Origin of the sequence: Actinocorallia herbida (assembly GCF_003751225.1) — a bacterium.
Classification (GTDB): Bacteria; Actinomycetota; Actinomycetes; order Streptosporangiales; family Streptosporangiaceae; genus Actinocorallia; species Actinocorallia herbida.
Genome location: NZ_RJKE01000001.1, coordinates 1,607,496 through 1,628,498, shown reverse-complemented (window position 1 = coordinate 1,628,498; position 21,003 = coordinate 1,607,496). Strand labels below are relative to the sequence as shown.

Annotated in this window: 19 protein-coding genes; 7 read left to right on the top strand and 12 right to left on the bottom strand. The window is 72.9% G+C overall.

Annotated features, from left to right (window positions below; translation table 11 throughout):
• Positions 1-36: 36 nt before the first annotated feature.
• The 10 genes from cmk to EDD29_RS07655 all read right to left on the bottom strand — a co-directional run bounded on the left by cmk (position 37) and on the right by EDD29_RS07655 (position 9,431).
• Positions 37-696 carry a (d)CMP kinase gene (cmk, locus tag EDD29_RS07700; protein ID WP_123663684.1) on the bottom strand — a complete coding sequence of 220 codons (660 nt, stop codon included), beginning with the start codon at positions 694-696 and terminating at the stop codon, positions 37-39.
• Positions 697-746: 50 nt separating this feature from the next.
• A complete protein-coding gene (locus tag EDD29_RS07695; RefSeq protein WP_123663681.1) occupies positions 747-1,853 on the bottom strand; it encodes a prephenate dehydrogenase in 1,107 nt (368 codons plus the stop codon).
• Positions 1,854-1,882: 29 nt separating this feature from the next.
• Positions 1,883-2,245: a chorismate mutase gene (gene aroH / locus EDD29_RS07690; protein ID WP_123663679.1), complete on the bottom strand. Its 363-nt coding sequence runs from the start codon at positions 2,243-2,245 to the stop codon at positions 1,883-1,885.
• Positions 2,246-2,288: 43 nt separating this feature from the next.
• Positions 2,289-3,041: a pseudouridine synthase gene (locus EDD29_RS07685; RefSeq protein WP_123663678.1), complete on the bottom strand. Its 753-nt coding sequence runs from the start codon at positions 3,039-3,041 to the stop codon at positions 2,289-2,291.
• Positions 3,038-3,601, bottom strand: coding sequence for an SMC-Scp complex subunit ScpB (gene scpB, locus EDD29_RS07680; RefSeq protein ID WP_123663676.1), 564 nt, complete (start codon positions 3,599-3,601; stop codon positions 3,038-3,040). The genes EDD29_RS07685 and scpB overlap by 4 nt, the downstream gene beginning before the upstream one ends.
• Positions 3,598-4,467, bottom strand: coding sequence for a segregation and condensation protein A (locus EDD29_RS07675; RefSeq protein ID WP_123670340.1), 870 nt, complete (start codon positions 4,465-4,467; stop codon positions 3,598-3,600). The genes scpB and EDD29_RS07675 overlap by 4 nt, the downstream gene beginning before the upstream one ends.
• Positions 4,468-4,505: 38 nt before the next feature.
• Complete coding sequence (locus tag EDD29_RS07670; RefSeq protein ID WP_246052578.1) at positions 4,506-5,411, bottom strand: ParA family protein; 906 nt, start codon at positions 5,409-5,411, stop codon at positions 4,506-4,508.
• A gap of 277 nt (positions 5,412-5,688) precedes the next feature.
• Positions 5,689-6,348, bottom strand: a complete 660-nt coding sequence (locus EDD29_RS07665) for an NUDIX domain-containing protein (protein ID WP_123663671.1) — start codon at positions 6,346-6,348, stop codon at positions 5,689-5,691.
• Positions 6,349-6,359: 11 nt separating this feature from the next.
• Positions 6,360-8,006, bottom strand: coding sequence for a CTP synthase (locus EDD29_RS07660; protein ID WP_123663669.1), 1,647 nt, complete (start codon positions 8,004-8,006; stop codon positions 6,360-6,362).
• 240 nt (positions 8,007-8,246) lie between these two features.
• Positions 8,247-9,431 carry a coiled-coil domain-containing protein gene (locus EDD29_RS07655; RefSeq protein ID WP_123663667.1) on the bottom strand — a complete coding sequence of 395 codons (1,185 nt, stop codon included), beginning with the start codon at positions 9,429-9,431 and terminating at the stop codon, positions 8,247-8,249.
• 135 nt (positions 9,432-9,566) lie between these two features.
• On the opposite strand from EDD29_RS07655, the gene pip reads away from it, so the two are divergent.
• On the top strand, positions 9,567-10,535 hold the full coding sequence (gene pip, locus EDD29_RS07650; protein WP_123663665.1) for a prolyl aminopeptidase: 969 nt from the start codon (positions 9,567-9,569) through the stop codon (positions 10,533-10,535).
• 131 nt (positions 10,536-10,666) lie between these two features.
• The gene (locus EDD29_RS07645; RefSeq protein WP_123663663.1) at positions 10,667-11,815 is read left to right on the top strand and encodes an alkaline phosphatase PhoX; all 1,149 of its coding nucleotides are present in this window, start codon (positions 10,667-10,669) and stop codon (positions 11,813-11,815) included.
• Positions 11,816-11,871: 56 nt separating this feature from the next.
• Here the strand turns inward: EDD29_RS07645 and EDD29_RS07640 are convergent, their stop codons facing one another.
• Positions 11,872-13,230: an FAD-binding oxidoreductase gene (locus EDD29_RS07640; protein ID WP_123663661.1), complete on the bottom strand. Its 1,359-nt coding sequence runs from the start codon at positions 13,228-13,230 to the stop codon at positions 11,872-11,874.
• 257 nt (positions 13,231-13,487) lie between these two features.
• Here EDD29_RS07640 and EDD29_RS07635 point away from each other — a divergent pair, with 257 nt between their 5' ends.
• Positions 13,488-16,865 (top strand): ATP-binding protein, encoded by a 3,378-nt coding sequence (locus EDD29_RS07635; RefSeq protein WP_170201316.1) that lies wholly within the window; start codon positions 13,488-13,490, stop codon positions 16,863-16,865.
• Positions 16,866-16,950: 85 nt separating this feature from the next.
• On the opposite strand, the gene EDD29_RS07630 is transcribed toward EDD29_RS07635, so the two are convergent.
• The gene (locus tag EDD29_RS07630) at positions 16,951-17,154 is read right to left on the bottom strand and encodes a cold-shock protein (RefSeq protein ID WP_123663657.1); all 204 of its coding nucleotides are present in this window, start codon (positions 17,152-17,154) and stop codon (positions 16,951-16,953) included.
• Positions 17,155-17,435: 281 nt separating this feature from the next.
• On the opposite strand from EDD29_RS07630, the gene EDD29_RS07625 reads away from it, so the two are divergent.
• The 4 genes from EDD29_RS07625 (at position 17,436) to EDD29_RS07610 (ending at position 20,984) form a co-directional block, all read left to right on the top strand.
• Positions 17,436-18,614 (top strand): thiolase family protein, encoded by a 1,179-nt coding sequence (locus EDD29_RS07625; RefSeq protein ID WP_211359596.1) that lies wholly within the window; start codon positions 17,436-17,438, stop codon positions 18,612-18,614.
• A gap of 5 nt (positions 18,615-18,619) precedes the next feature.
• Positions 18,620-18,997, top strand: a complete 378-nt coding sequence (locus EDD29_RS07620) for a Zn-ribbon domain-containing OB-fold protein (RefSeq protein ID WP_123663655.1) — start codon at positions 18,620-18,622, stop codon at positions 18,995-18,997.
• A gap of 32 nt (positions 18,998-19,029) precedes the next feature.
• Positions 19,030-20,166: an NAD(P)H-dependent flavin oxidoreductase gene (locus EDD29_RS07615; RefSeq protein ID WP_123663653.1), complete on the top strand. Its 1,137-nt coding sequence runs from the start codon at positions 19,030-19,032 to the stop codon at positions 20,164-20,166.
• Positions 20,167-20,342: 176 nt separating this feature from the next.
• Entirely contained in the window at positions 20,343-20,984 is a 642-nt protein-coding gene (locus EDD29_RS07610; protein WP_123663651.1) for a DUF4126 family protein, read from the top strand.
• The last annotated feature ends 19 nt before the right edge of the window (positions 20,985-21,003 follow it).

Sequence of the window (21,003 nt, the reverse complement as noted above, 5' to 3'; positions counted from 1 at the left end):
GCGTCCCGCCCGCACCGGAGGACTCGTCATCCGGTGCTAGGCGCGCTCTTTCACGAGCCGCACGACCGCGTCGATCACCTCGGCGAGCCCCAGCTCGGTCGAGTCGATCTCCACGGCGTCGTCGGCCTTGGTCAGGGGGGACGTGGCACGGGTGGAGTCCAGCTTGTCCCGCCTCGCCTGGTCGGCCTGAGTGGCCTGGACCGAGACAGAGGGGTTGGCGATCTCCTTGGCCCGGCGCTGGGCCCTGGCCTCCTCGCTGGCGGTGAGGAAGACCTTGACGGGGGCGTCCGGCGCGACCACGGTGCCGATGTCGCGGCCCTCGGCCACGATGGCCCCGGCGGCCATGATCTCACGCTGGAGGCGGACCAGCAGCCCGCGCACCTCCGGCACCCGGCTCACCGCGCTGACCGCTCCGGTGACCTCCGCGGAGCGGATGGGCTCGGAGACGTCGGCCCCGCCGACGAAGACGCCGGGGGCGTCGGGGTCGGTGCTGATCTCCAGGGAGACCTCGGGGGCGCGCAGCGCGACCGTCGCCGCGTCCTCGACATCGACGCCCTGATCGAGCATCCACCAGGTGACTGCTCGGTACATGGCGCCGGTGTCCAGATAACGGTACCCGAGGACGCGGGCCACTCCCTTGGCCGCGCTCGACTTGCCGGAGCCGGACGGGCCGTCCATGGCGATGATCAGCGTCATTTCTCACTCTTTCGCGGGTCTGCCGGGCCGCGCGGACCGGCGGAAGGGGGTCAGGGCAGGACGGGGACGGACCAGCCGCGCTCGCGCAGGGCCAGCGCGAGGGTCTCGGCGGCCTCGGGCTTGACGGAGAGTTCCGCCACACCGACGGGGAGGCCGGGCGAGTGCTCGATCGACACGTCCTCGATGTTGACCCCGGCGTCGCCGGCGGCCTCGAAGATGCGGGCGAGTTCGCCGGGCCGGTCGGGGATGACGACCTGGACGAGCGCGTCCGTCACCGGGGTGCCGCCGTGCTTGCCGGGGATGCGGGCGCGGCCGGTGTTGCCGCGGCCGAGCAGATCGCCGACCTTGGCCATGATCACCTCGGCGACGTCGGGTCCGGCGCTGGAGGAGGCGCGCAGCATGGCCGCGGCCAGGGCCAGGTCGGCGGCGACGGCGTCGAGCACCTCGGCGACGGGTTCGGCGTTGGCCGTGAGGATGCCGACCCATAGGGCCGGGTCGCTGGCGGCGATCCGGGTGACGTCGCGCACTCCCGTCCCGGCGAGGTCGAGGGCGACGTCGGGGGCCTGCTCGAGACGGGCCGCGACGGCCGCGGACACCACGTGCGGGCCGTGGCTGACCAGCGCGACCGCCTTGTCGTGCTCGATCGGGTCGACGAGGTGGACCTCGGCGCCGCACGCGCGGGCCAGTTCCGTCACGGCCTCCAGGGCCGCGGGGTCGGTCGCCGGGGTCGGGCACAGCGCCCAGGGGCGGCCGAGGAACAGGTCGGCGCGGGCCGCGGCGGGGCCGGAGCGCTCGCGCCCGGCCAGCGGGTGCCCGGGGACGTACCCGGCGAGGTCGCAGCCGAGTTCGATCGCGTCCATGACGGGGCGGGCCTTCACGCTGGCGACGTCGGTGTAGTACCGGGCCATGCCCTCCTTCTGGGCCTCGGCGAGCACCCGGGCGACCGACGCCGGGGGCACCGCCAGGACGGCGATGTCGGCGGGGCCGCCGGACGACTCGGCGAGGGCGGTGCCCGCGCCGAGTTCGACCGCCATGGCCAGGGACGCGGCGTCGGAGTCGGCCAGCAGCACCTCGGCGCCCTGGCCGCGCAGAGCGAGCGCCACCGAGGTGCCGATGAGGCCGGTGCCGATCACGACGACTCGCGGGTTCTGCGTCACGGGAGGGACCTTACCGGGGTGGGAGGGCGTCACTGGGCGATGTCGACGCGCAGCGCGGTCGCGCCGCGCAGGTAGACGTGCTGCATCGCCGAGCGGGGCTTGTCGGTCTCGATGTGCGCCATGAGCCTGATCACCAGCGGCAGCGCACCGGGCTTGTCGATCTCGGTGGCGCAGATCAGCGGGACCTCGCTGAACCCGAGCTTGCGCGCGGCCAGCGCGGGGAACTCGGACGTCAGGTCGGGGGTGCTGGTGAAGATCACGCTGATGACGTCGTCGGTGGTCAGCTCGTTGCGGGACATCACCTCGGCCACCAGCTCGGTGGTCGCCTCAAGGATCTGGTCCCTGTCGTCGGCGTCCACCTGGATGGCTCCCCGCAGGGCGCGTACTGCCACTTTTCCTCCTGGACTCAAACTGAACCGCGGCGCTCGGGGACGGCTACAGGCCGACCGCCTTGTAGAGCTCCGCCACTTCCTTCTCCGTCAGCGCGCGCACCCCGCCCGGCTTGAGCCTGCCGAGCTGGATCGGGCCGAACGCGGTGCGGGCGAGGCGCCGCACCGGGAATCCGACCTCCTTGAGCAGGCGCCGGACGATGTGCTTGCGCCCTTCGTGCAGGACGACCTCCACGAGCGCGCGCTTGCCGGTCGTCTCGACGAGGCTGAACCCGTCGACCTTGACGGGCCCGTCCTCCAGCACGACGCCCGTGCGCAGCCGGCGGCCGAGGTCGCGCGGGATCGGCGCGGGCACGTCGGCGAGGTAGGTCTTGGTCACGCCGTACGACGGGTGGGTCAGGCGGTGCGCCAGCTCCCCGTCGTTGGTGAGCAGGAGCAGGCCCTCGGTGTCGGTGTCGAGGCGGCCGACGTGGTAGATCCGCTCGGTCAGGTCCTCGACGAAGTCGATCAGGGTGCGGTTGCCGTGGCCCTTGGCCATGGTGCTCTCCACGCCGATCGGCTTGTTGACCGCGTAGTAGCGGAACTCGTTCCAGGTGGAGATCTTGCGCCCGTCGACCTGGATCTCGTCGGTCTGCGGGTCGACGCGTTCGCCGAACCAGCTGACGGTCTGGCCGTTGACCTTCACGCGGCCCGCGGAGATGATCTGCTCGCAGGCGCGGCGCGAGCCGACCCCCGCGTCGGCGAGGACCTTCTGGAGGCGGACGCCCTCGCCGCTGGTGGCGTCGCCGGTGGTGTTCATGCTGAGACGTCCTCGATGTCGGTGATCTCGTCGGGCAGGTGCGGCGCGAGCTCGGGCAGCTCCTCCAGGGAGCGCAGCCCCAGCCGCTCCAGGAAGTAGCCCGTGGTGCGGTAAAGGGTGGCCTGGGACTCGGGGTCCTGGCCGGCGTCCTCGATGAGGCCGCGCAGCGTGAGCGTCCGGATGACGCCGTCGCTGTTGACGCCGCGGATCGCCGAGACCCGTGCCCGGCTGACGGGCTGGCGGTAGGCGATCACCGAAAGGGTCTCCAGCGCCGCCTGGGTGATGCGGGTCTGCTGTCCTTCGGTGACGAAGCGCTCGACCACGGGGGCGCAGAACTCGGCGGTGTAGAACCGCCAGCCTCCCGCGATCTCCCTCAACTCGAACCCCCGGCCCTGCGCGCGGTATTCCCCGGCGAGCTCGGCGAGGGCCGCGGCGACCTGCACGGTGGGGACCTCGAGGAGCTGGGCGAGGGTGATCTCGGCCACGGGCTCGTCGACGACCATGAGGACGGCCTCCAGGGACGCCTTGAGCGGCGGAAGCTCCTCGGTCGGGACGCTCATGGCCGGCCTCCTGGGTCGTGTTCCTCGTCGGGTCCGGGGTCGCCGGCCTGGTCTGCGTCCTGCGCGGGCGGCGACTCGAACTCGTCGTCGAGCGCGATGTCGCCTTCCTCGCTTCCGGTCCAGGTGACGTGCAGCTCACCCAGGGGTTCGATCTGCTCGAACGCCACAGCCTGCTCGCGGTAGAGCGTCAGGAGGGCCAGGAAGCGGGCGACGACCTCGAAGGTGCCCGCGCAGTCTGCGGTCAGCGTCCGGAAAGTGGCCTTTCGCAGGCGCCGCAGCATCGCCACAAGGATAGCGCCCTGTTCCTCCACGCTCGCCTGCGGCGTGTACATGTGGGTGACCGAAACACCCGGCGGGGCGGGTTTGGGCTGGAAGGTCCGCCGGGCCAGGGAGGCGAACTCCGCGGGGCCGAGTCCCAGCAGCACCTCGGGCAGCAGGTTGGCGAACCGAGGCTCCATGGGCACCAGGCGCGGGTAGCGCCGGGCCTCCTCGGCCATCCACGCCTCGAACGCCTTGGCGACGGACTTGTAGGCCCGGTACTGGATCAGCCGCGCGAAGAGCAGGTCGCGCGCCTCCAGCAGGGCCAGGTCGTCTTCGTCGTCGACCTCGCCGGACGGAAGCAGCCGAGCCGCCTTCAGGTCCAGCAGGGTCGCCGCGACGAGCAGGAAGTGGGACGCCTGATCGAGGTCCCAGCTCCGCCCGAGGGTCCGGATGTGGGCGATGAACTCGTCGGTGACCTTGTGGAGCGCGACCTCGGTGATGTCCAGCTTGTGCTTGGCGATCAGGCCGAGGAGCAGGTCGAAAGGACCGGAGAAGACGTCCAGGTGAACCTGGAAGCCCTTGCCGGTCTCCTCTTCCCTCTGCAGCTCCTCCACGGCGTCGAGCCTAGTGGAGGCGAACACCCCTAAGTGAGCTGCTGCCAGCGCTGGATGACCTCTTTGGCCAGCTCGCGGTAGTGGCTGGCGCCCATGGAGGACGGGTCGAAGGTGGTGATCGGCTCGCCCATGACGGTGGCGTCGGGGAACCGGACCGTGCGGTTGATGACGGTGTGGAAGACCTTGTCGCCGAACGCCTGGACGATCCGCTGGAGCACCTCGCGGGTGTGCAGGGTGCGCGAGTCGTACATGGTGCCGAGGAAGCCGTCGATCACCAGGGTGGGGTTGATCCGCTGCTGGACCTTCTCGATGGTCTCCATGAGCAGCGCCACCCCGCGCATCGCGAAGTACTCGCACTCCAGCGGCACGATGACGCCCTGGGCCGCGGCGAGCGCGTTGATGGTGAGCAGGCCCAGCGACGGCTGGCAGTCGATGAGCACGTAGTCGTAGTGCTCGCAGGCCGACTTGAGCTTGCCCGAAAGGATGTACTCGCGGCCGACCTCGTGGACGAGCTGGACCTCCGCGCCGGAGAGGTCGATGTTCGACGGCAGCAGGTGCATGCCGTCGACCGTCGTCTCCAGGAGGATGTCGTCCCACTCGGTGTCGCTCTCGAGCAGCATGTTGTGGACGGTGACCTCGAGCTGCCGCGGGTCGCCCTGGCCGAGGCCGACCGACAGGGCGCCCTGCGGGTCGAAGTCGACGAGCAGGACGCGGCGGCCCTGCTCGGCGAGCGCCGCGCCGAGGTTGATGGTCGTCGTCGTTTTGCCGACGCCGCCCTTCTGGTTGCAGATCGCCACGATGCGGGCCGGGCCGTGCTCGGCCAGCGGCGCCGGGTCGGGGAACGTCGGGACGGGCCGTCGGGTGGGACCCAGCGCGCCTCCGGGCTCGGTGGCGATCGCCGCTGAGAGCACGCTTTCCGCGCCTGCGTCTGGCATCAGGTTCAAACCTCCCCGACGGCGCGGACACGCCATCGTCGTCGCGAGCCTAAGACGCCACGGGCAGCAGCGGCAACACGACTCGCGGGAGTCACGGAGGCCGCGCTGCTGGCGCGGGAGTGCGCCGGCGCGAACGCCTCACGCGGATCTCGGTCCGTTACCCGAGTGTAGACCTGCGCCGTCGCCGCCGAGGCGTCTCCCGTCGAGTTCCTGGCGGACGCGCGTGTCGGCGGCACGGTTCCGCAGGTGCACGGCGCGCGCGGCGCAGGGGGGTGTGTCAGGCGTCACCGGCCCCGGCGGGAGCCTGCGGGCCGAACGGGACCTCCCTGTCGCGCAGGTCGGCGAAGTCGCGCGCCCGCGCGGCGAACAGCGCGAGGATCGCCGAGACGGCCAGGGCGTTGTGCACCCGGCCGCCGAGCACCGCGGCGACCGCCTCGTCCAGCGGCACCCACTCCTGCGCCAGGTCGGCCTCCTCGTGCACCCGCACGAAGTCGATCTCCGCGGCGGGCACCTCGGACAGGCCGCGGGCGAGGAACACCCGGACCTTCTCGTCGCTCATGCCGGGCGTCTGGAACGTGTCGACGAGGGTGTGCCAGGTCTCCGCCCGGTACCCGGCCTCCTCCAGCAGCTCCCGCTCGGCGGTGCGCCACATCGGCTCGCCGTCGACGTCCCTGAGCCCCGCGGGCAGCTCCCACAGCAGGTGGGCGCACGGGTGGCGGTACTGCCGCAGGAGCAGGACCCTGCCCTGGTCGTCCAGGGCGAGGGTCCCGACGGCGCCCGGGTGCGTCACGTACTCGCGCCGCACCGTCTCGGGGCCGTCCGCGCCGGGCATCACCACGTCGTCCTCGACGACGGTGATGATCCGGCCCTTGAAGTGCTGGGTGGACCCGACGGTGGGCCACCTCTCGGGGATGTCGCGCAGGTCCATGGCGATCATCTTCCCCCTGATCAGCCCTTGCGGTCGAGCGCCGCCGCGACCAGGCCCGCGAACAGCGGGTGCGCGCGGGTCGGCCGGGAGCGGAACTCCGGGTGCGCCTGGGTGGCCACGAAGAACGGGTGGACGTCGCGCGGCAGCTCGACGTACTCCACGAGCCGGCCGTCGGGCGACAGGCCGCTGAAGACGATCCCCGCCTTCTCCAGGTCGCCCCGGTAGGCGTTGTTGACCTCGAAGCGGTGGCGGTGCCGCTCGGAGACGCGCGGGGCGCCGTCGTACAGCTCACGGACGATGGAGCCTTCGGCGAGGTCGGCCGGGTAGAGGCCGAGCCGCATGGTGCCGCCGAGGTCGCGCTCGCCGGAGATCACGTCGAGCTGGTCGGCCATCGTGGACACGACCGGGTGCTTCGTGTGCTCGTCGAACTCGGCGCTGTCGGCGTCGGGGATCCCGGCGACGTTCCTGGCCGCCTCGATGACCATGCACTGGAGGCCCAGGCAGATGCCGAGGGTCGGCAGGTGGCTTTCGCGGGCGTGCCGGATCGCGCCGAGCTTGCCCTCGATGCCGCGGACGCCGAAGCCGCCCGGGATGAGGACGCCGTCGACGCCGTCGAGCTGGGCCTTGGCGCCCTCGGGGGTCTGGCAGTCGTCGGACTTGACCCAGCGGATCTTCACCCGGGCCTCGTTGGCGAAACCGCCGTGGCGCAGCGCCTCGGTGACCGACAGGTAGGCGTCGGGCAGGTCGATGTACTTGCCGACCATGGCGATCTCGACCTCGTGCTTGGGCTCCTTCACGCGGCGCAGGAGGTCGTCCCACACGCCCCAGTCGACGTCCCGGAAGGGCAGGTCGAGGCGGCGGACCACGTAGGCGTCCAGGCCCTCGGCGTGCAGCACCTTGGGGATGTCGTAGATCGACGGGGCGTCCACGCAGGACACGACGGCCTCGCGGTCGACGTCGCACATGAGGCTGATCTTGTGCTTGATGCTCTGCGAGACCGGGCGGTCCGAGCGCAGCACGATCGCGTCGGGCTGGATGCCGATGTTGCGCAGGGCCGCGACGGAGTGCTGGGTCGGCTTGGTCTTGAGCTCGCCGGACGGGCCGATGTAGGGCAGCAGCGACACGTGCAGGAAGAACACGTTGTCCCGGCCTATCTCGTGCCGGATCTGGCGGACGGCCTCCAGGAACGGCAGCGACTCGATGTCGCCGACCGTGCCGCCGACCTCGGTGATCACGACGTCGACGTCGGGGCCCGCCATGCCGCGGATGCGGTCCTTGATCTCGTTGGTGATGTGCGGGATCACCTGGACGGTGTCGCCGAGGTACTCCCCGCGGCGCTCCTTGGCGATCACGTTCGAGTAGACCTGGCCCGTGGTGACGTTCGCGCTGCCGTGCAGCTCGGTGTCCAGGAAGCGCTCGTAGTGGCCGATGTCCAGGTCGGTCTCGGCCCCGTCGTCGGTGACGAAGACCTCACCGTGCTGGAACGGGTTCATCGTGCCGGGGTCGACGTTGAGGTACGGGTCGAGCTTCTGCATCGTCACCCGCAGGCCGCGCAGCGTCAGCAGGCGCCCCAGGCTGGAGGCCGTCAGACCCTTGCCGAGGCTGGAGGCGACGCCGCCGGTGACGAAGAGATGCTTGGTCGTGCGCGAGGAATCTGCGAGGCGCAAAAGAACTCCCGTGGTCGTTGTGCGGCGGTTTGCGGTGGGCCGGCGGTGCGGGCTATGCCCACCGCTCCGGCGGTGCCGACCAGGTGGAAGACCACCCTGTCCACGGGGTACCAGAATAACACTTGCCCGACGCCGCAGCGTCGCGGCCTGATCGCGACGCTCGCGATCAGGCCTCCCCGACGGCGCGAACGAACGCCCCGGCCGCGTTTCGCGGCCGGGGCGTTCGTCAGGTCGCGGGGGTTATCCCGGGAAGCCGTTGCGGTCGGTCATGGTGGCGCCGACCTCGGAGAGCGCCGCGTGGTTGTGCAGCGGGGAGGACGGCATGATGACGCGGAGCTGGCGGGTGAGCTCGTCGATGAGGCTGCGGGCCTGGTCGGCGGCGTTGCGGGCGGCGTCGCGCTCCTGGGACAGGGCGCCGAGCTGGGCGCGCTGCTCGGTGACCGCCTCGGCGAGCTGGTCGACCCAGGCGTCCCGCTCCTTGATCTTGGCGAGGGCGTCGTCGCGCTCGGTGGCGATCTGGCGGACGGCGCTCATCGCCCCGTCGCGCTCGCGGGTGAGCTGCTCGGAGCGCGAGAGCGCCAGGGTCGCCTCGGACTCGGCGCGCGCCTTGTCCTGCTGGGCGGCCTCGCGGGCGGCCTCGGAGATCTTGGCCTGCTCCAGCGCCTGTGCCGCGGTCTCCATCGCGTTGGCGCGCTCGCCCTCGGCGGCGTCGGCCCGGCGGCGGGAGTCCTCGGCCTGGCGGGCCGACTCGGCGGCCTGACGGCCCGCCTCGCCCGCCTGACGGCGCGCCTCGTCGGCCTCCTGCGCGGCGTTGCCCGCGGCCACCTGGAGGGCCTGGGAGGTCTTCTCGGCGTCCGTGAGGGCCGCGCGGACCGAGGCCAGCTCGGTGCGGACGGTCTCCATCGCCCGGGACAGCTCGGCGATCCGTTCCTCGGCGACGCGCCGGGCGTTGGAGGACTCCTCGACCGAGCGCAGGGCGTCGTCGCGGGCGGCCTGCATGTTGTCGTGCTGGGTGACCAGCTGCCGCATCGCGGCCTCGGTCTCGGTGACGCGCCGCTCCGCGGTCTCGGCGCGGGTGCGGGTGCGCTGCACCTCCGCCCACGCGGTCGCGGCGTCGCGCTGGGACTTCTCCCGCTCGCTCTGCGCGGCGGCGAGCTGGGCCTGGGCCTCGGTCTGCACGTCGCTGATGCGGCGCTCACCGGCCGACAGCGCCTCGCCCAGCAGCTCGGCCATCTGCTTGAGCCGGTCGACGAGATCCCAGCCCGCGGCGAGGGTCGGGTCGTTCGACGCGGCGGCCTTGCCGGTGGGCGCGGCCAGCGGAGGCGCGGTGAGGAGTTCCCGGGGCGCCTGCGCGGGGGAAGGCGACCAGGACAGGCCGCCTGGCTGTGCGGGGCGCTGGCCGCCTGTTCCGTTGAGGTCACTCACGGTAAAGACTCCATCAGGGGATCATCACGACGTCGTTGAGGGAAGACTCTACGACCGGGCAGCGGGTCTGTCTCCCCCGTCCCACCATACGGGCACCGTCACGGGAGTTCGGCTGTGCTGACAGAATGTCAGATCATGGAGCCGCGCACCCTGTATCCACAGATCGAACCGTATGACTCCGGAACGCTGACGACGCCGGACGGCGACGAGATCTACTGGGAGGTCTGCGGCAACCCGCAGGGCAAGCCGGTGGTCATGCTGCACGGAGGCCCCGGCGGAGGCTGCACGCCCGCCCACCGCCGCCAGTTCGATCCGGAGCGGTACCGGATCGTCCTGTTCGACCAGCGCAACTGCGGGCGGAGCCTGCCTTCGGCGGCCGACCCCGAGGTGTCGCTGGCGCGCAACACCACGTGGCACCTCATCGACGACATGGAGCAGCTCCGCGAGCACCTCGGCATCGAGGCGTGGCTGGTCTTCGGCGGCTCCTGGGGCAGCTGCCTCGCGCTGGCCTACGCGATCACCCACCCGGAGCGGACGACGGAACTGGTCCTGCGCGGGATCTTCATGCTGCGCCCGTTCGAGCTGTTCTGGTTCTACGAGTACGGCGCCTCGCTGATCTTCCCCGACCTGTGGGAGAAGTACGTCGCGCCGATCCCGGAGGAGGAGCGGGAGAACCTCCTGGAGGCGTTCCACGAGCGGCTGAACGACCCCGACCCGGCCGTCCGGGTCCCGGCCGCCCTGGCGTGGGCCACCTGGGAGGGCGCCACGATCACGCTGCTGCCGGACGCCGAGCACGCCGGGCAGTTCGCCCACCCCGACTTCGCGGTCACCTTCGCCCGGATCGAGAACCACTACTTCACCAACGGCGGGTTCTTCTCCTCCGACGAGTGGATCCTGGACAACCTCGACAAGATCCGGCACATCCCCGCGGTGATCGTCCAGGGCAGGTACGACATGTGCACCCCCGCCGCGACCGCCTGGGACCTCCACCAGGCCTGGCCGGAGGCCGAGTTCCACCTCGTCGACGGCGCGGGCCACGCCTTCGACGAACCGGGCATCCTGCACCGCCTGATCGAGGCCACGGATCGTTTCGCAGGAAAGTGACGACCGATATCCGATATGCGAAAAATGCCTGCCATCTGATCGACACCTGACGGCCATCCTGCGGAGCCCCCGAGGACGCCGTGCGCGGAGAGAACCGAAGCGCACCGTCCTTCCTCCCAAGGAGACCCCCCATGGACCGTCGTGTCTTCATGCGCGCGAGCGTGCTCGCCGCCGGAACCGCAGCATTCTCCGGATCCCTGGTGAAGGGCGCGCTCGCCGCGCCCGCGCAGAACGCCACGTCCCCCTACGGCGCGCTGCTCGCCGCCGACGCCAACGGCATCCAACTGCCCTCCGGGTTCACCAGCCAGGTCGTCGCCCGGACCGGCCAGGTGGTGTCCGGCACGTCCTACAGCTGGCACCAGGCCCCGGACGGCGGCGCGTGCTTCGCCGACGGCACCGGCTGGATCTACACCTCGAACTCCGAGGTGAGCGCCGGCGGCGCCTCGATGATCAAGTTCGACGCCTCCGGCAACGTGACGGCGGCGTCGCGGATCCTGTCGGGCACCAGCACCAACTGCGCGGGCGGCAAGACCCCGTGGAACACCTGGCTGTCGTGCGAGGAGATCAGCCTCGGGCGGGTCTGGGAGACGTACCCGTTCGGCGGCACCGCCGTCGCGCGCCCGGCGATGGGCCGCTTCAAGCACGAGGCCGCGGCGGCCGACCCCGTCCGCCAGGTCATCTACCTGACCGAGGACGAGACCAACGGCAGGTTCTACCGGTTCGTCCCGACCACCTGGGGGAACCTGTCCGCCGGCACCCTCCAGGTGCTGGTCGCCGGGACCGCCACCTCCGGCTCCTTCACCTGGACGACCGTCCCCGACCCCGACGGCTCCCCCACCACGACCCGCACCCAGGTCTCCGGCTCGAAGTCCTTCAACGGCGGCGAGGGCTGCTGGTACGCGAACGACACCGTCTGGTTCACCACCAAGGGCGACAACCGGGTGTGGCAGCTCAACCTGCTGACGAACACCTATGAACTCGCCTACGACGACGGCCTCGTCACCGGCACCGCGACGCTCACGGGCGTCGACAACATCACCGGGTCGTCCTACGGGGACCTGTACGTCGCCGAGGACGGCGGCAACATGGAGATCAACATGATCACCCCGGACGACAAGATCTCGGTGTTCCTGCGGATCACCGGGCAGTCGTCCTCGGAGATCACCGGCCCGGCGTTCAACCCGGCCGGGAACCGCCTGTACTTCTCGTCGCAGCGCGGCACGTCCGGCTCGTCCTCCGGCGGCATCACCTACTGCGTCACCGGCCCGTTCCGCACCTGATCCGGCCGGATCCGCCCCGGACGGACGGGCCTCCCCGCCCGTCCGTCCGGGCCCGGTCAGTCCAGAACGGGGAAGTTGCTCCGGAACGTGCCGTGCGGGTCGTAAGCGCGCTTCACCTCGCGGAGCCTCTCCAGGGTCTCGGCGGGGAACGCCGCCGAGACCCGTTCACCCCCGGCGAGGAAGGTGTAGGGCTTGCGGCCCGCGAGTACCGGGCCCATCGCCGCGACGATCCGGTCCAGCGTGGCGGCCACGCCGGCGGCGGCCTCCGCGCCGGGCGTGACGCCCATCATCGACAGCAGGAACGGCTCGGCGACCGGGCCGCAGGCGCCGGAGTCCACCCGGGTGTAGGCGCCGCCGAGGTGGCGGAGCTGGACGAACACCAGCGGGTGGACCGTCCCGGCGGCGGCCAGGTCGCGCAGGACGGCCGCGGCGCCGTCCAGGTCGGTCAGCAGTTCGCCCCGGTGCAGGCTCGGCATCGGGTCGGTCGGTTCGGCGCAGATCATCCCGAGCGCGGCGGGGGGCAGTGCTCCTCGGGTGTCGAAGACCACGCCGTCCACCGCCTCGAAGGCGGCGAGCAGGGCTCGGCCCTCCTCTGCCGGGCCGAGGTGCGCGGCGTCCACGACGACCGCCGAGAGCCCGCGCAGCGGCTCGGGCAGCTCGGGGAAGGGCGGGAACTGCATCAGGGAGCACCAGACGCTCAGTTCCTCAGGCGCCCCCGCCGTCGCCTTGGCATAGGCCTCAAGGACCGCGAAGGCCTGGTGCGCGGGCCAGACGAGCCGTCCGCCGTAGACCTCCGGGGCGGGGAAGAGCTCGACCTCCAGGGCGGTGACGAGCGCGTGGTCGCCCCCGCCGCCGCACAGCGCCCAGAACAGGTCGGGCTCGGCCACGGCGGAGATCCTGCGGAGCACGCCGTCGGCATCCACGACCTCAAGCGCGCGCACGGACGCCGAACCCGGGCCCCTGCTGCGGCCGTACCAGCCGAGGCCGCCGCCGAGCGTGTAACCCGCGACGGTCACCACCGGCGAGCTGCCCGCCGGGAAGGTCAGCCCGTACGCACCCGCGGCCTCCAGCAGCGCTCCGCAGGGCACGCCCGCGCCGACCCTCGCCACCCGGTTCTCCGGGTCGATCTCGACGGCGTTCAACGCGCCCGTCCTGACCACGACCGCGCCGTCCAGGGCGGTGGTGGCGCCGTGGCCGCTCGGCTGGGCCGCCAGCGTCAGGCCCTCCGCCGCCGCGTAGCGGACCAGCGCCGCCGCGTCCTCGGCGTCGGCGATCTCGACGACGGCGCGGGGGCGCTGCGGCACGCCGACCGACCAGCCGAGCGCGGCCCGCTCGAAGCCGGCGTCACCCTCGATCAGGACCCTGCCGCGCACCGCCGTGCGCAGTCCTTCGATCGGCCGCTCGTTCCCCGTCATGTGCTCTCCCTTTCCAGCGGCCCTGGGCGCGTGCCCGGGCCCGTCTCCCCGTCGGTTCCGGCGGCCCGCCGTCCCCGCCGTTCTTGCCGCGCCGGGTGGTCTCGCCGACGCGGTCCCTCACTGTCGCGGTCGTCTCTTGTGGGCCGTTTGCGCTGTGTTTGCGGGCTGATTGCGCCCGATCGAAAGAGCCGCCAACCGGGGACCTCCGCACGAACGTCCAAGAGGTGTCGAATGTCGCGGAGGGCACAATGGCGGAAGTGGCGGTGCGTCTGTTCGGCGTGCTGGAGACCGACCTCGGGGCGCGGACCGCGCGTCCCGGCACGCCCAGGCAGCGGGCCCTGCTGGCGGTCCTCGCGCTGGAGCCGGGCCGCGTCGTCCCGCGCGACAGGCTCGTCGCCGCGGTGTGGGAGGACGCCGCGCCGCCGAGCGCCACGGCGACGCTCCAGGCGCACGTGTCCCAGCTCCGCCGCGCGCTGGAACCGGACCGGGCGCCGCGCGCGGAGCCGCGGTTGCTGCTCACCCGCGAGCCGGGCTACCTGCTCGCGCTGCGGCCGGACCAGGTGGACCTCGGCGCGTTCGAGGCGCTCGCCGAGGACGGCCGCAGGGCGCTGCGCGGCGGCGCGCGCGCCGAGGCCCGCGCCCTGCTGGACCGGGCGCTGGCGCTCTGGCGCGGCGAGCCGCTCGCGGAGTTCGCCGGGCTCGCCTTCGCCCAGCCGGTCCGGACCCGCTTCGGCGAGCTGCGGGCCACCGCGCTGGAGCACCGCATGGAGGCGGCGCTGGACCTCGGGGAGTCCGCCGCGTGCGTCGCCGACCTGGAGCGCCTGGTGGCCGAGCACCCGTACCGGGAGCGCCTGTGGGCCCTTCTGGTCCTCGCCCTCTACCGCACGGGCAGGCAGGCCGACGCGCTCGCCGCGCTCCGCCGCGTCCGGGCCCTGCTGGCCGAGGAGCTGGCCCTGGAGCCCGGCCTCGACCTGCGCGACCTGGAACGCGCCGTCTTCGAGCAGTCCCCCGCCCTGGACGCCCCCGCACCACCGTCCGTGCCCGTCTCCCCCGGCCATGCCTCCCCCGCCGCGGCACCCGCCGGCCCGCCTCCCGGCGCGTCAGACCCCGGCGCCGCCGGTTCCGGTACGACCGGCCCCGGCGTGGAGGGATCCCGGATCGACGTGCCGGGGGCCGGTGCGGCGGGCGGGGTGTTCGTGGGGCGGGTGCCCGAGTTGCGCAGATGCGCCGAGCTGCTGGCGGAGGCGCGGCGCGGCAGGGGCGGCGTGGTGCTGCTGAGCGGTGCGGCGGGGGTGGGCAAGACGCGGCTGGCGCGGGCGATCGCGGCGGAGGCCGAGGCGCTCGGCCTGCCCACGGCGTGGGGCAGGTGCGCCGAGGACACCGGCGCCCCCGCGTTCTGGCCGTGGCTCCAGGTGCTCGGGGACTTGGGCGCGCGGGACGCGGAGCTGATGCTGGCGGGTCGCGACGGGACCGTGCGGGAGCCTTTCGCGCTGCACTCCGCCGCCGTGGCGGCGCTGGCCACCGGGCCCGCCAAGGTGATCGTCCTGGACGATCTGCACTGGGCCGACGCGGCCTCGCTGCGGCTGCTGGCGTTCGCCGCGGCCGACCTGCACCGGCTGCCGCTCGTGGTGGTCGCGACGCTGCGGCTCGAACCGGGGGCCGCGCCCGAGCAGCTCGGCGACGCCCTGGGGGTCCTCGCCCGCGAGGACAGGGTGACGCGGATCGATGTGCCGCCCCTGACCGTCGCCGAAGTCGGCGCGTTCCTCGCGGCGCACGGTGCGCCCGGCGGCCGGAGGGTCGAGGTCCGCCTTCACGAGCGGACAGGGGGCAACCCCTTCTATCTGGGCGAGCTGCTCCGGCTGCCGGTCTCCGAGCGCTGGGTCGGCGACGGCGTGCCGGTGACCGTCCGGGAGGTCATCGCCCGGCGCGTCGCGCGGCTGCCCGCCGGGACCGGCGCGCTTCTGCGGTGCGCCGCCGTCCTCGGCCGCGAGTTCTCCCCCGAACACCTCGCCGCCGCCTCCGGCGCGTCCGCCGCCGACGTCCTGGACCGGCTCCAACCCGCGGTGGAGGTGGGCCTGCTCACCGAGGCGCCGGACGGGTTCGACTACGGCTTCGCCCACCCGCTCGTGCGGGACGCGCTGTACTCGGGGCTGAGCCGGCTGGACCGCTCGCGGCTGCACCTGCGCGTGGGCGAGGCGATCGAGGCCGCCGCCGGGATGGACCGGACGGTCCGGCTGCCCGCCCTCGCCCACCACTACGGCATGGCCGCACCCGTGGGCGGGGCGGCCAAGGCCGTCGAGTTCGCCGTGCTCGCGGCCCGTCAGGCGACCGCCCAGAACGCGCACGACGAGGCCGCGGCGCACTGGCGGCGGGCACTGGCCGCGCTCGGGACCGCCGACCCCGCCCGACGCGGCGCGCTGCTGGTCGAGCTGGCCGCCTCGCACCAGGCGCGCGGCGACGCCACGGGCGCCCGCGCGGCCCTGAACGACGCGATCGACCTCGCCGGGCAGGCCGGCGACCGGGAGATCCTGGTGGCCGCGCTGGGCGTCTCCGGCGGGCACTCCCAGTGGTTGTTCCGCGACTACGGCGAGAGCGACGACCGCACGATCGCGCTGCTGAAGGCGGCGCTGTCCGGGCCGCTGCCGGACGCGCGCAGAGCAGAGCTGCTCGGCACCCTGGCGCAGGAGCTGCACTACTCGGGCAGGTCGGCCGAGGGCGGGCCGCTGGCCGCCGAGGCGGTCGCGACGGCGCGGCGGACGGGCGACCCCGCACTGCTGGCCCGCACCCTGAACAACCTCGTGCTCGTCCTCTACGTGCCGGGCAGGGAGGCCGAGCGGCTGGCGGCCCTGACGGAGATGCTGGCGCTCCCCGGGCTGGTCGGCGCCGCCGAGGCGGTGGCGCGGGTGTTCCTGGCGACGGAGCTGGTGCGCGGCGGTGACCTGCCCGGCTGCCGCCGCGAACTCGCCAGGGCCGCGCAGATCGGGACGGCGACGAGGGACCGGACCGTCCAGGGCATGGGCCGGGTCGCCGAGACCGCCCTGGCCGTCCTGGAGGGCCGCTGGGGAGACGTCGAGGCCCTGATCGACGACTACAGCGCCCTGCTCGCCGACTCGACGCTGTGGGGCCTGGAGTTCTGCCGGTGGAACGCCCTGCTGTCGTGCCACGAGGCGTGGGGAACGGTCGGTGAGCTGCTGCCGGGACTGCTGGAGGCCGCGGAGCGGATCGAGCCGCTCCGTCCGGTCGCGGTGCTGGCCGCGCTGGACGCGGGGGACGAGGCGACGGCCCGAGCGCTCGTCACCCGGTGGGGCGCGGTCATCCGGCCGGTGTGGACGCAGTGCTATCTGACGGCGGTGTGGGGCGAGGTCGCCGCCCGTCTGGGCACGCCCGACCCGGGCGAGCTGTACCGGCGGCTGCTGCCGCACGGCGACGAGCTGATCATCGCGGGGATCGGGATCACCGCGCGCGGCTCGGTGCACCGGGTGCTGGCGGAACTGGCGGCGGCGATGGGCGAGCCCCGGACGGCCCGCGCGCACGCCGAGCGCGCACGGCTGGTCCACGCACGGCTCGGCCTGCCGCACTGGGAGCGGGAGAGCGCGGCCCTCCTGGACCGGCTCCGCGATCCGGTGGGGCTCTGACGCGGCCGGAGCCGCGAACCGGGGAGGCCGGGGGAATGGCACGAGGCCCCCGCGGTCTCCCACGGGGGCCTCGGCTCACGTTCGGTCAGAGGCCGCGGACGTTCTCCGCCTGCGGACCCTTGGGACCCTGGGTGATGTCGAATTCCACCCGCTGGGCCTCCTCCAGGTTCCGGTAGCCCGAACCCTGGATGGCACTGAAGTGGACGAACACGTCCGGGCCGCCCTCATCCTGGGAGATGAAGCCGTAACCCTTCTCACCGTTGAACCACTTGACGGTGCCCTGCGCCATACTGCACTCCTGGTTTGTCGCTCGGGCCCGCACCGCGCGGGCCCGTGGCCGCTGCGAGGCAGTTTCCCCCATAAATGACGAAAACCCGCGAAAGATGAACTCCGCGGGCATCGACACTCGATCAGGCGAAAGTACAGCTACGACCGCTGCACAAGGTAGCACACCGAGAACTCCCGGTGTCTTAGGCGCTGATCAAGTCGTCCTACTACGGCCACCTTGTTATCGCCTGACCGAATCCCATTCGGTATGGTTGCCGCAAAAGTACCGGGAGGTGGCTCAGGGTGGGAGCGGCGATCGCCGGTCTCGGCATGACCGAGATGGGCAAGGTGTACGGGCGCAGCGCGCGCAGGCTGGCGGCGGACGCCGTCCGGCTGGCGGCGGCGGACGCGGGCCTGGCGCTGGAGGAACTGGACGGGCTGCTGATCAGCCACGGCATGGGCGGGTCGCCCGGCATCGAGCTGGCCGACGTGCTCGGCCTGCGCGACCTGCGGCTGCTGACCGTCATGAACGCCTTCGGCGCGACGGCCGGGGCGATGATCGCGAGCGCGGCGATGGCGGTGCAGAGCGGGTCGGCCTCGGCCGTCGCCTGCGTCTTCGCCGACGCGCCGCTGCGGCCCAAGGTGTCCGCGGGCGCGGCCTACGACAGCACGCCGCGGGAGTTCCGCGGCTACGGCGGCATGACCGCCGCGCAGGGGTTCCGGTCCGTCAACGCGCTCTACGCGCTCGCGGCGCAGCGGCACATGGCCGAGTACGGGACGACGAGCGAGCAGCTCGGCGCCGTCGCGGTCTCCACCCGTGAGTGGGCACGGCTCAACCCGATCGCGCAGATGCGCGACCCGATGACGACGGCCGACCACCAGGCGTCCCGCTGGGTCGTCGAACCCCTGCACCTGCTGGACTGCTGCCTGGTCTCCAACGGGGCGGTCGCGGTGATCGTCACCGCCGCCGACCGGGCCGCCGACCTCGCCCAGCCCGCGGTGCACATCCTCGGCTGGGGCCAGGGCCACCCGGGCAACCGGTACGAGCGCGGCAGCGACTTCGGCCTGACGACCGGGGCCACGATCTCCGGCCCCGCCGCGCTGAAGATGGCCGGGATGACCGTCGCGGACATCCAGATGTGCCAGCTGTACGACTGCTACACCATCACCACGCTCCTCACCCTCGAGGACTACGGGTTCTGCGCCAAGGGCGAGGGCGGCGAGTTCGTCGCGTCCGGGGCGCTCGGGCCGGGCGGCGCGCTGCCGACCAACACCGGCGGCGGCCAGCTCTCGGGCTACTACATGTGGGGCATGACGCCGGTGTCCGAGGCGATCATCCAGGCCCGCGGCCAGGCCGGGGAGCGCCAGGTGGCGCGCAACGAGACGATCCTCGTCAGCGGCAACGGCGGCATCCTCGACCACCACAGCACCCTCATCCTCAGCCCGGCGCAGGCCGGCTCCAGCACCACGACGGGACGGTGACCCCGATGACCCCGCCCACGATCCGCCGCGACGGCCGCTCCGACGCGTTCTTCGACGCCGCCGGCCGCGGCGAGCTCGTCATCAAGCGCTGCGCCGACTGCGCGGCCTGGCACGCCCCCGAGGCGAGCGGCTGCCATCTGTGCGGCGGCGCCGCGCTGGAGTGGACCCGGGCTTCCGGCGACGCCGTCCTCATCACCTGGGCGAAGGTGCACCCACGCGGCGAGGGCGACGCCCTGCACATCGCGTTCGTCGAACTGGCCGAGGGCCCGTGGCTGCACGCCGCCCTCGACGGCGTCGACGACCCCTCCGCCGGTCTCGCCCTCAAGGCGGCCTTCGTCCGGCCCGACGACGGCGAGCCCCTGCTCGTCTTCCGCACGGCCTGACTCCCACCCCACCCTGATCATGAGGGAGCACCATGAAGACCGATGTGTGCGAGATGTTCGGGATCGAGTTCCCGATCTTCGCGTTCAGCCACTGCCGGGACGTCGTCGCGGCGGTCACCAACGCGGGCGGGCTCGGCGTCCTGGGCGCGGTCGCCTACAGCCCTGAGCGGCTCGAGGAGGAGCTGGCCTGGATCGACCGGGCGACCAACGGCCGTCCCTACGGCGTCGACGTGCTGGTCCCGGGCAAGATCGACGCCTCGGCCCGCGAAGGCGGCGACCCCCTGGCCGCGGTCCCCGCCGAGCACTGGAAGTTCCTCACCCACCTGTTCGAGAAGTACGGCGTCCCCGCGCCGGAGCTCGGCCGCGGCGCGAACGCCGACAAGGCGGCGCGCAGCGGCTCGCGGGCGGTCACCGGCAGCGGCGCGACCGAGCTGATCGACGTGTCGCTCAACCACGGCATCCGGCTCATCGCCAGCGCGCTGGGCACCCCGCCGCCCATCATGGTGGAGAAGGCCAAGGCCGCGGGCGTCCCCGTCGCCGCGCTCGTCGGCACCGTCGAGCACGCGGCGCGGCAGGTCGCGGCGGGCGTCGACCTCATCGTCGCGCAGGGCGGCGAGGCCGGCGGGCACACCGGCGAGATCTCCACGATGGTGCTGGTGCCCCAGGTCGTCGACGCGGTCGCGCCGATCCCCGTGCTGGCCGCGGGCGGCATCGCCACCGGCCGCCAGGTCGCCGCGTCGATCGCGCTCGGCGCGTCCGGCGTGTGGTGCGGCTCGGTCTGGCTGACCACCGAGGAGGCCGAGACCCCGTCGACGGTCAAGGCCAAGATGCTGGCGGCGACCGCCAAGGACACCATCCGGTCGCGCTCGCGCACGGGCAAGCCCGCCCGCCAGCTCCAGTCCGCCTGGACCGCCGAGTGGGAGGGCCCCGACTCCCCCGGCGCCCTGCCGATGCCGCTCCAGATGATCGTCGCCGAGGCCGCCATGCGCCACCTCGTCAAGCACGCCGAGAACGGCAACGAGGGCGCCACCCAGCTCGTCAACTACTTCGTCGGCCAGGTCGTCGGCCTGATGAACACCGTGAAGCCCGCGAAGCAGGTCGTCTACGACATGGTCGAGGAGTTCGCGGACAGCGTCGACCGCCTGTCCGCCCTCACCGCGCAGGACTGAGCCCACGGCCGCGGCTCCCCCCGCGGCGATGATCCATGCGGGCCTGACGGGCCGGGCCGCGGGCCCCGCATGGATCCCCGCCGCTCGGCACCGGGAGCGGGGCGGGTGCGTCCAATGACCGGAAAGGGAGTTCCGCCGGGCCCGGCCGGGGGAACCTCCGGTCCGGAGGGGGACAGATGCTCGCGTTTCTGACTGGGCTCGGGCTTGCCGGCGCGGCGGGGCTCAACGCCTACATTCCGATCCTCGTGGTGGGCGTGCTCGCCCGCTACGGGGACGTGGTCGTGCTGCCGTCGCAGTTCGCGTGGATGGAGAACGGGTGGGCGCTGACGGCGCTCGCCGTGCTCCTGGCCGCGGAGATCGTGCTGGACAAGGTGCCGCTGGTCGACAGCCTCAACGACACGGTGATGACGTTCGTGCGGCCCGCCGCGGGCGGCGCCGTCATGGCCGCGAGCACCGCGGCCGAGAAGATCGACGCGTCGATCGGCACCGGGGCGTCCCTGCTGCACGACCAGCCGTGGATCGGCTGGGTCATCGGCATCGTCACCGCGCTGACCGTGCACGGCACCAAGAGCGCGATCCGGCCGATCGCCAACGCCGGGACGCTCGGCACCGCCGCGCCGGTCCTCAGCACCACCGAGGACGTGTTCTCACTCGGCCTGAGCGTCGTGGCGATCCTCGCGCCGCTGCTCGGCATCATCCTCGTGGTGATCCTGCTGGCCGTGACGACGCGGCTCATCGTCCGCGCGCGGCGCCGCAAGGGGCGGGAGGGACGGGCCTGGACCGTCCGATTCGCCAGGGGAAACCCGCCCGAGCGGTAGGCGAGGCGGGGACGGGTAG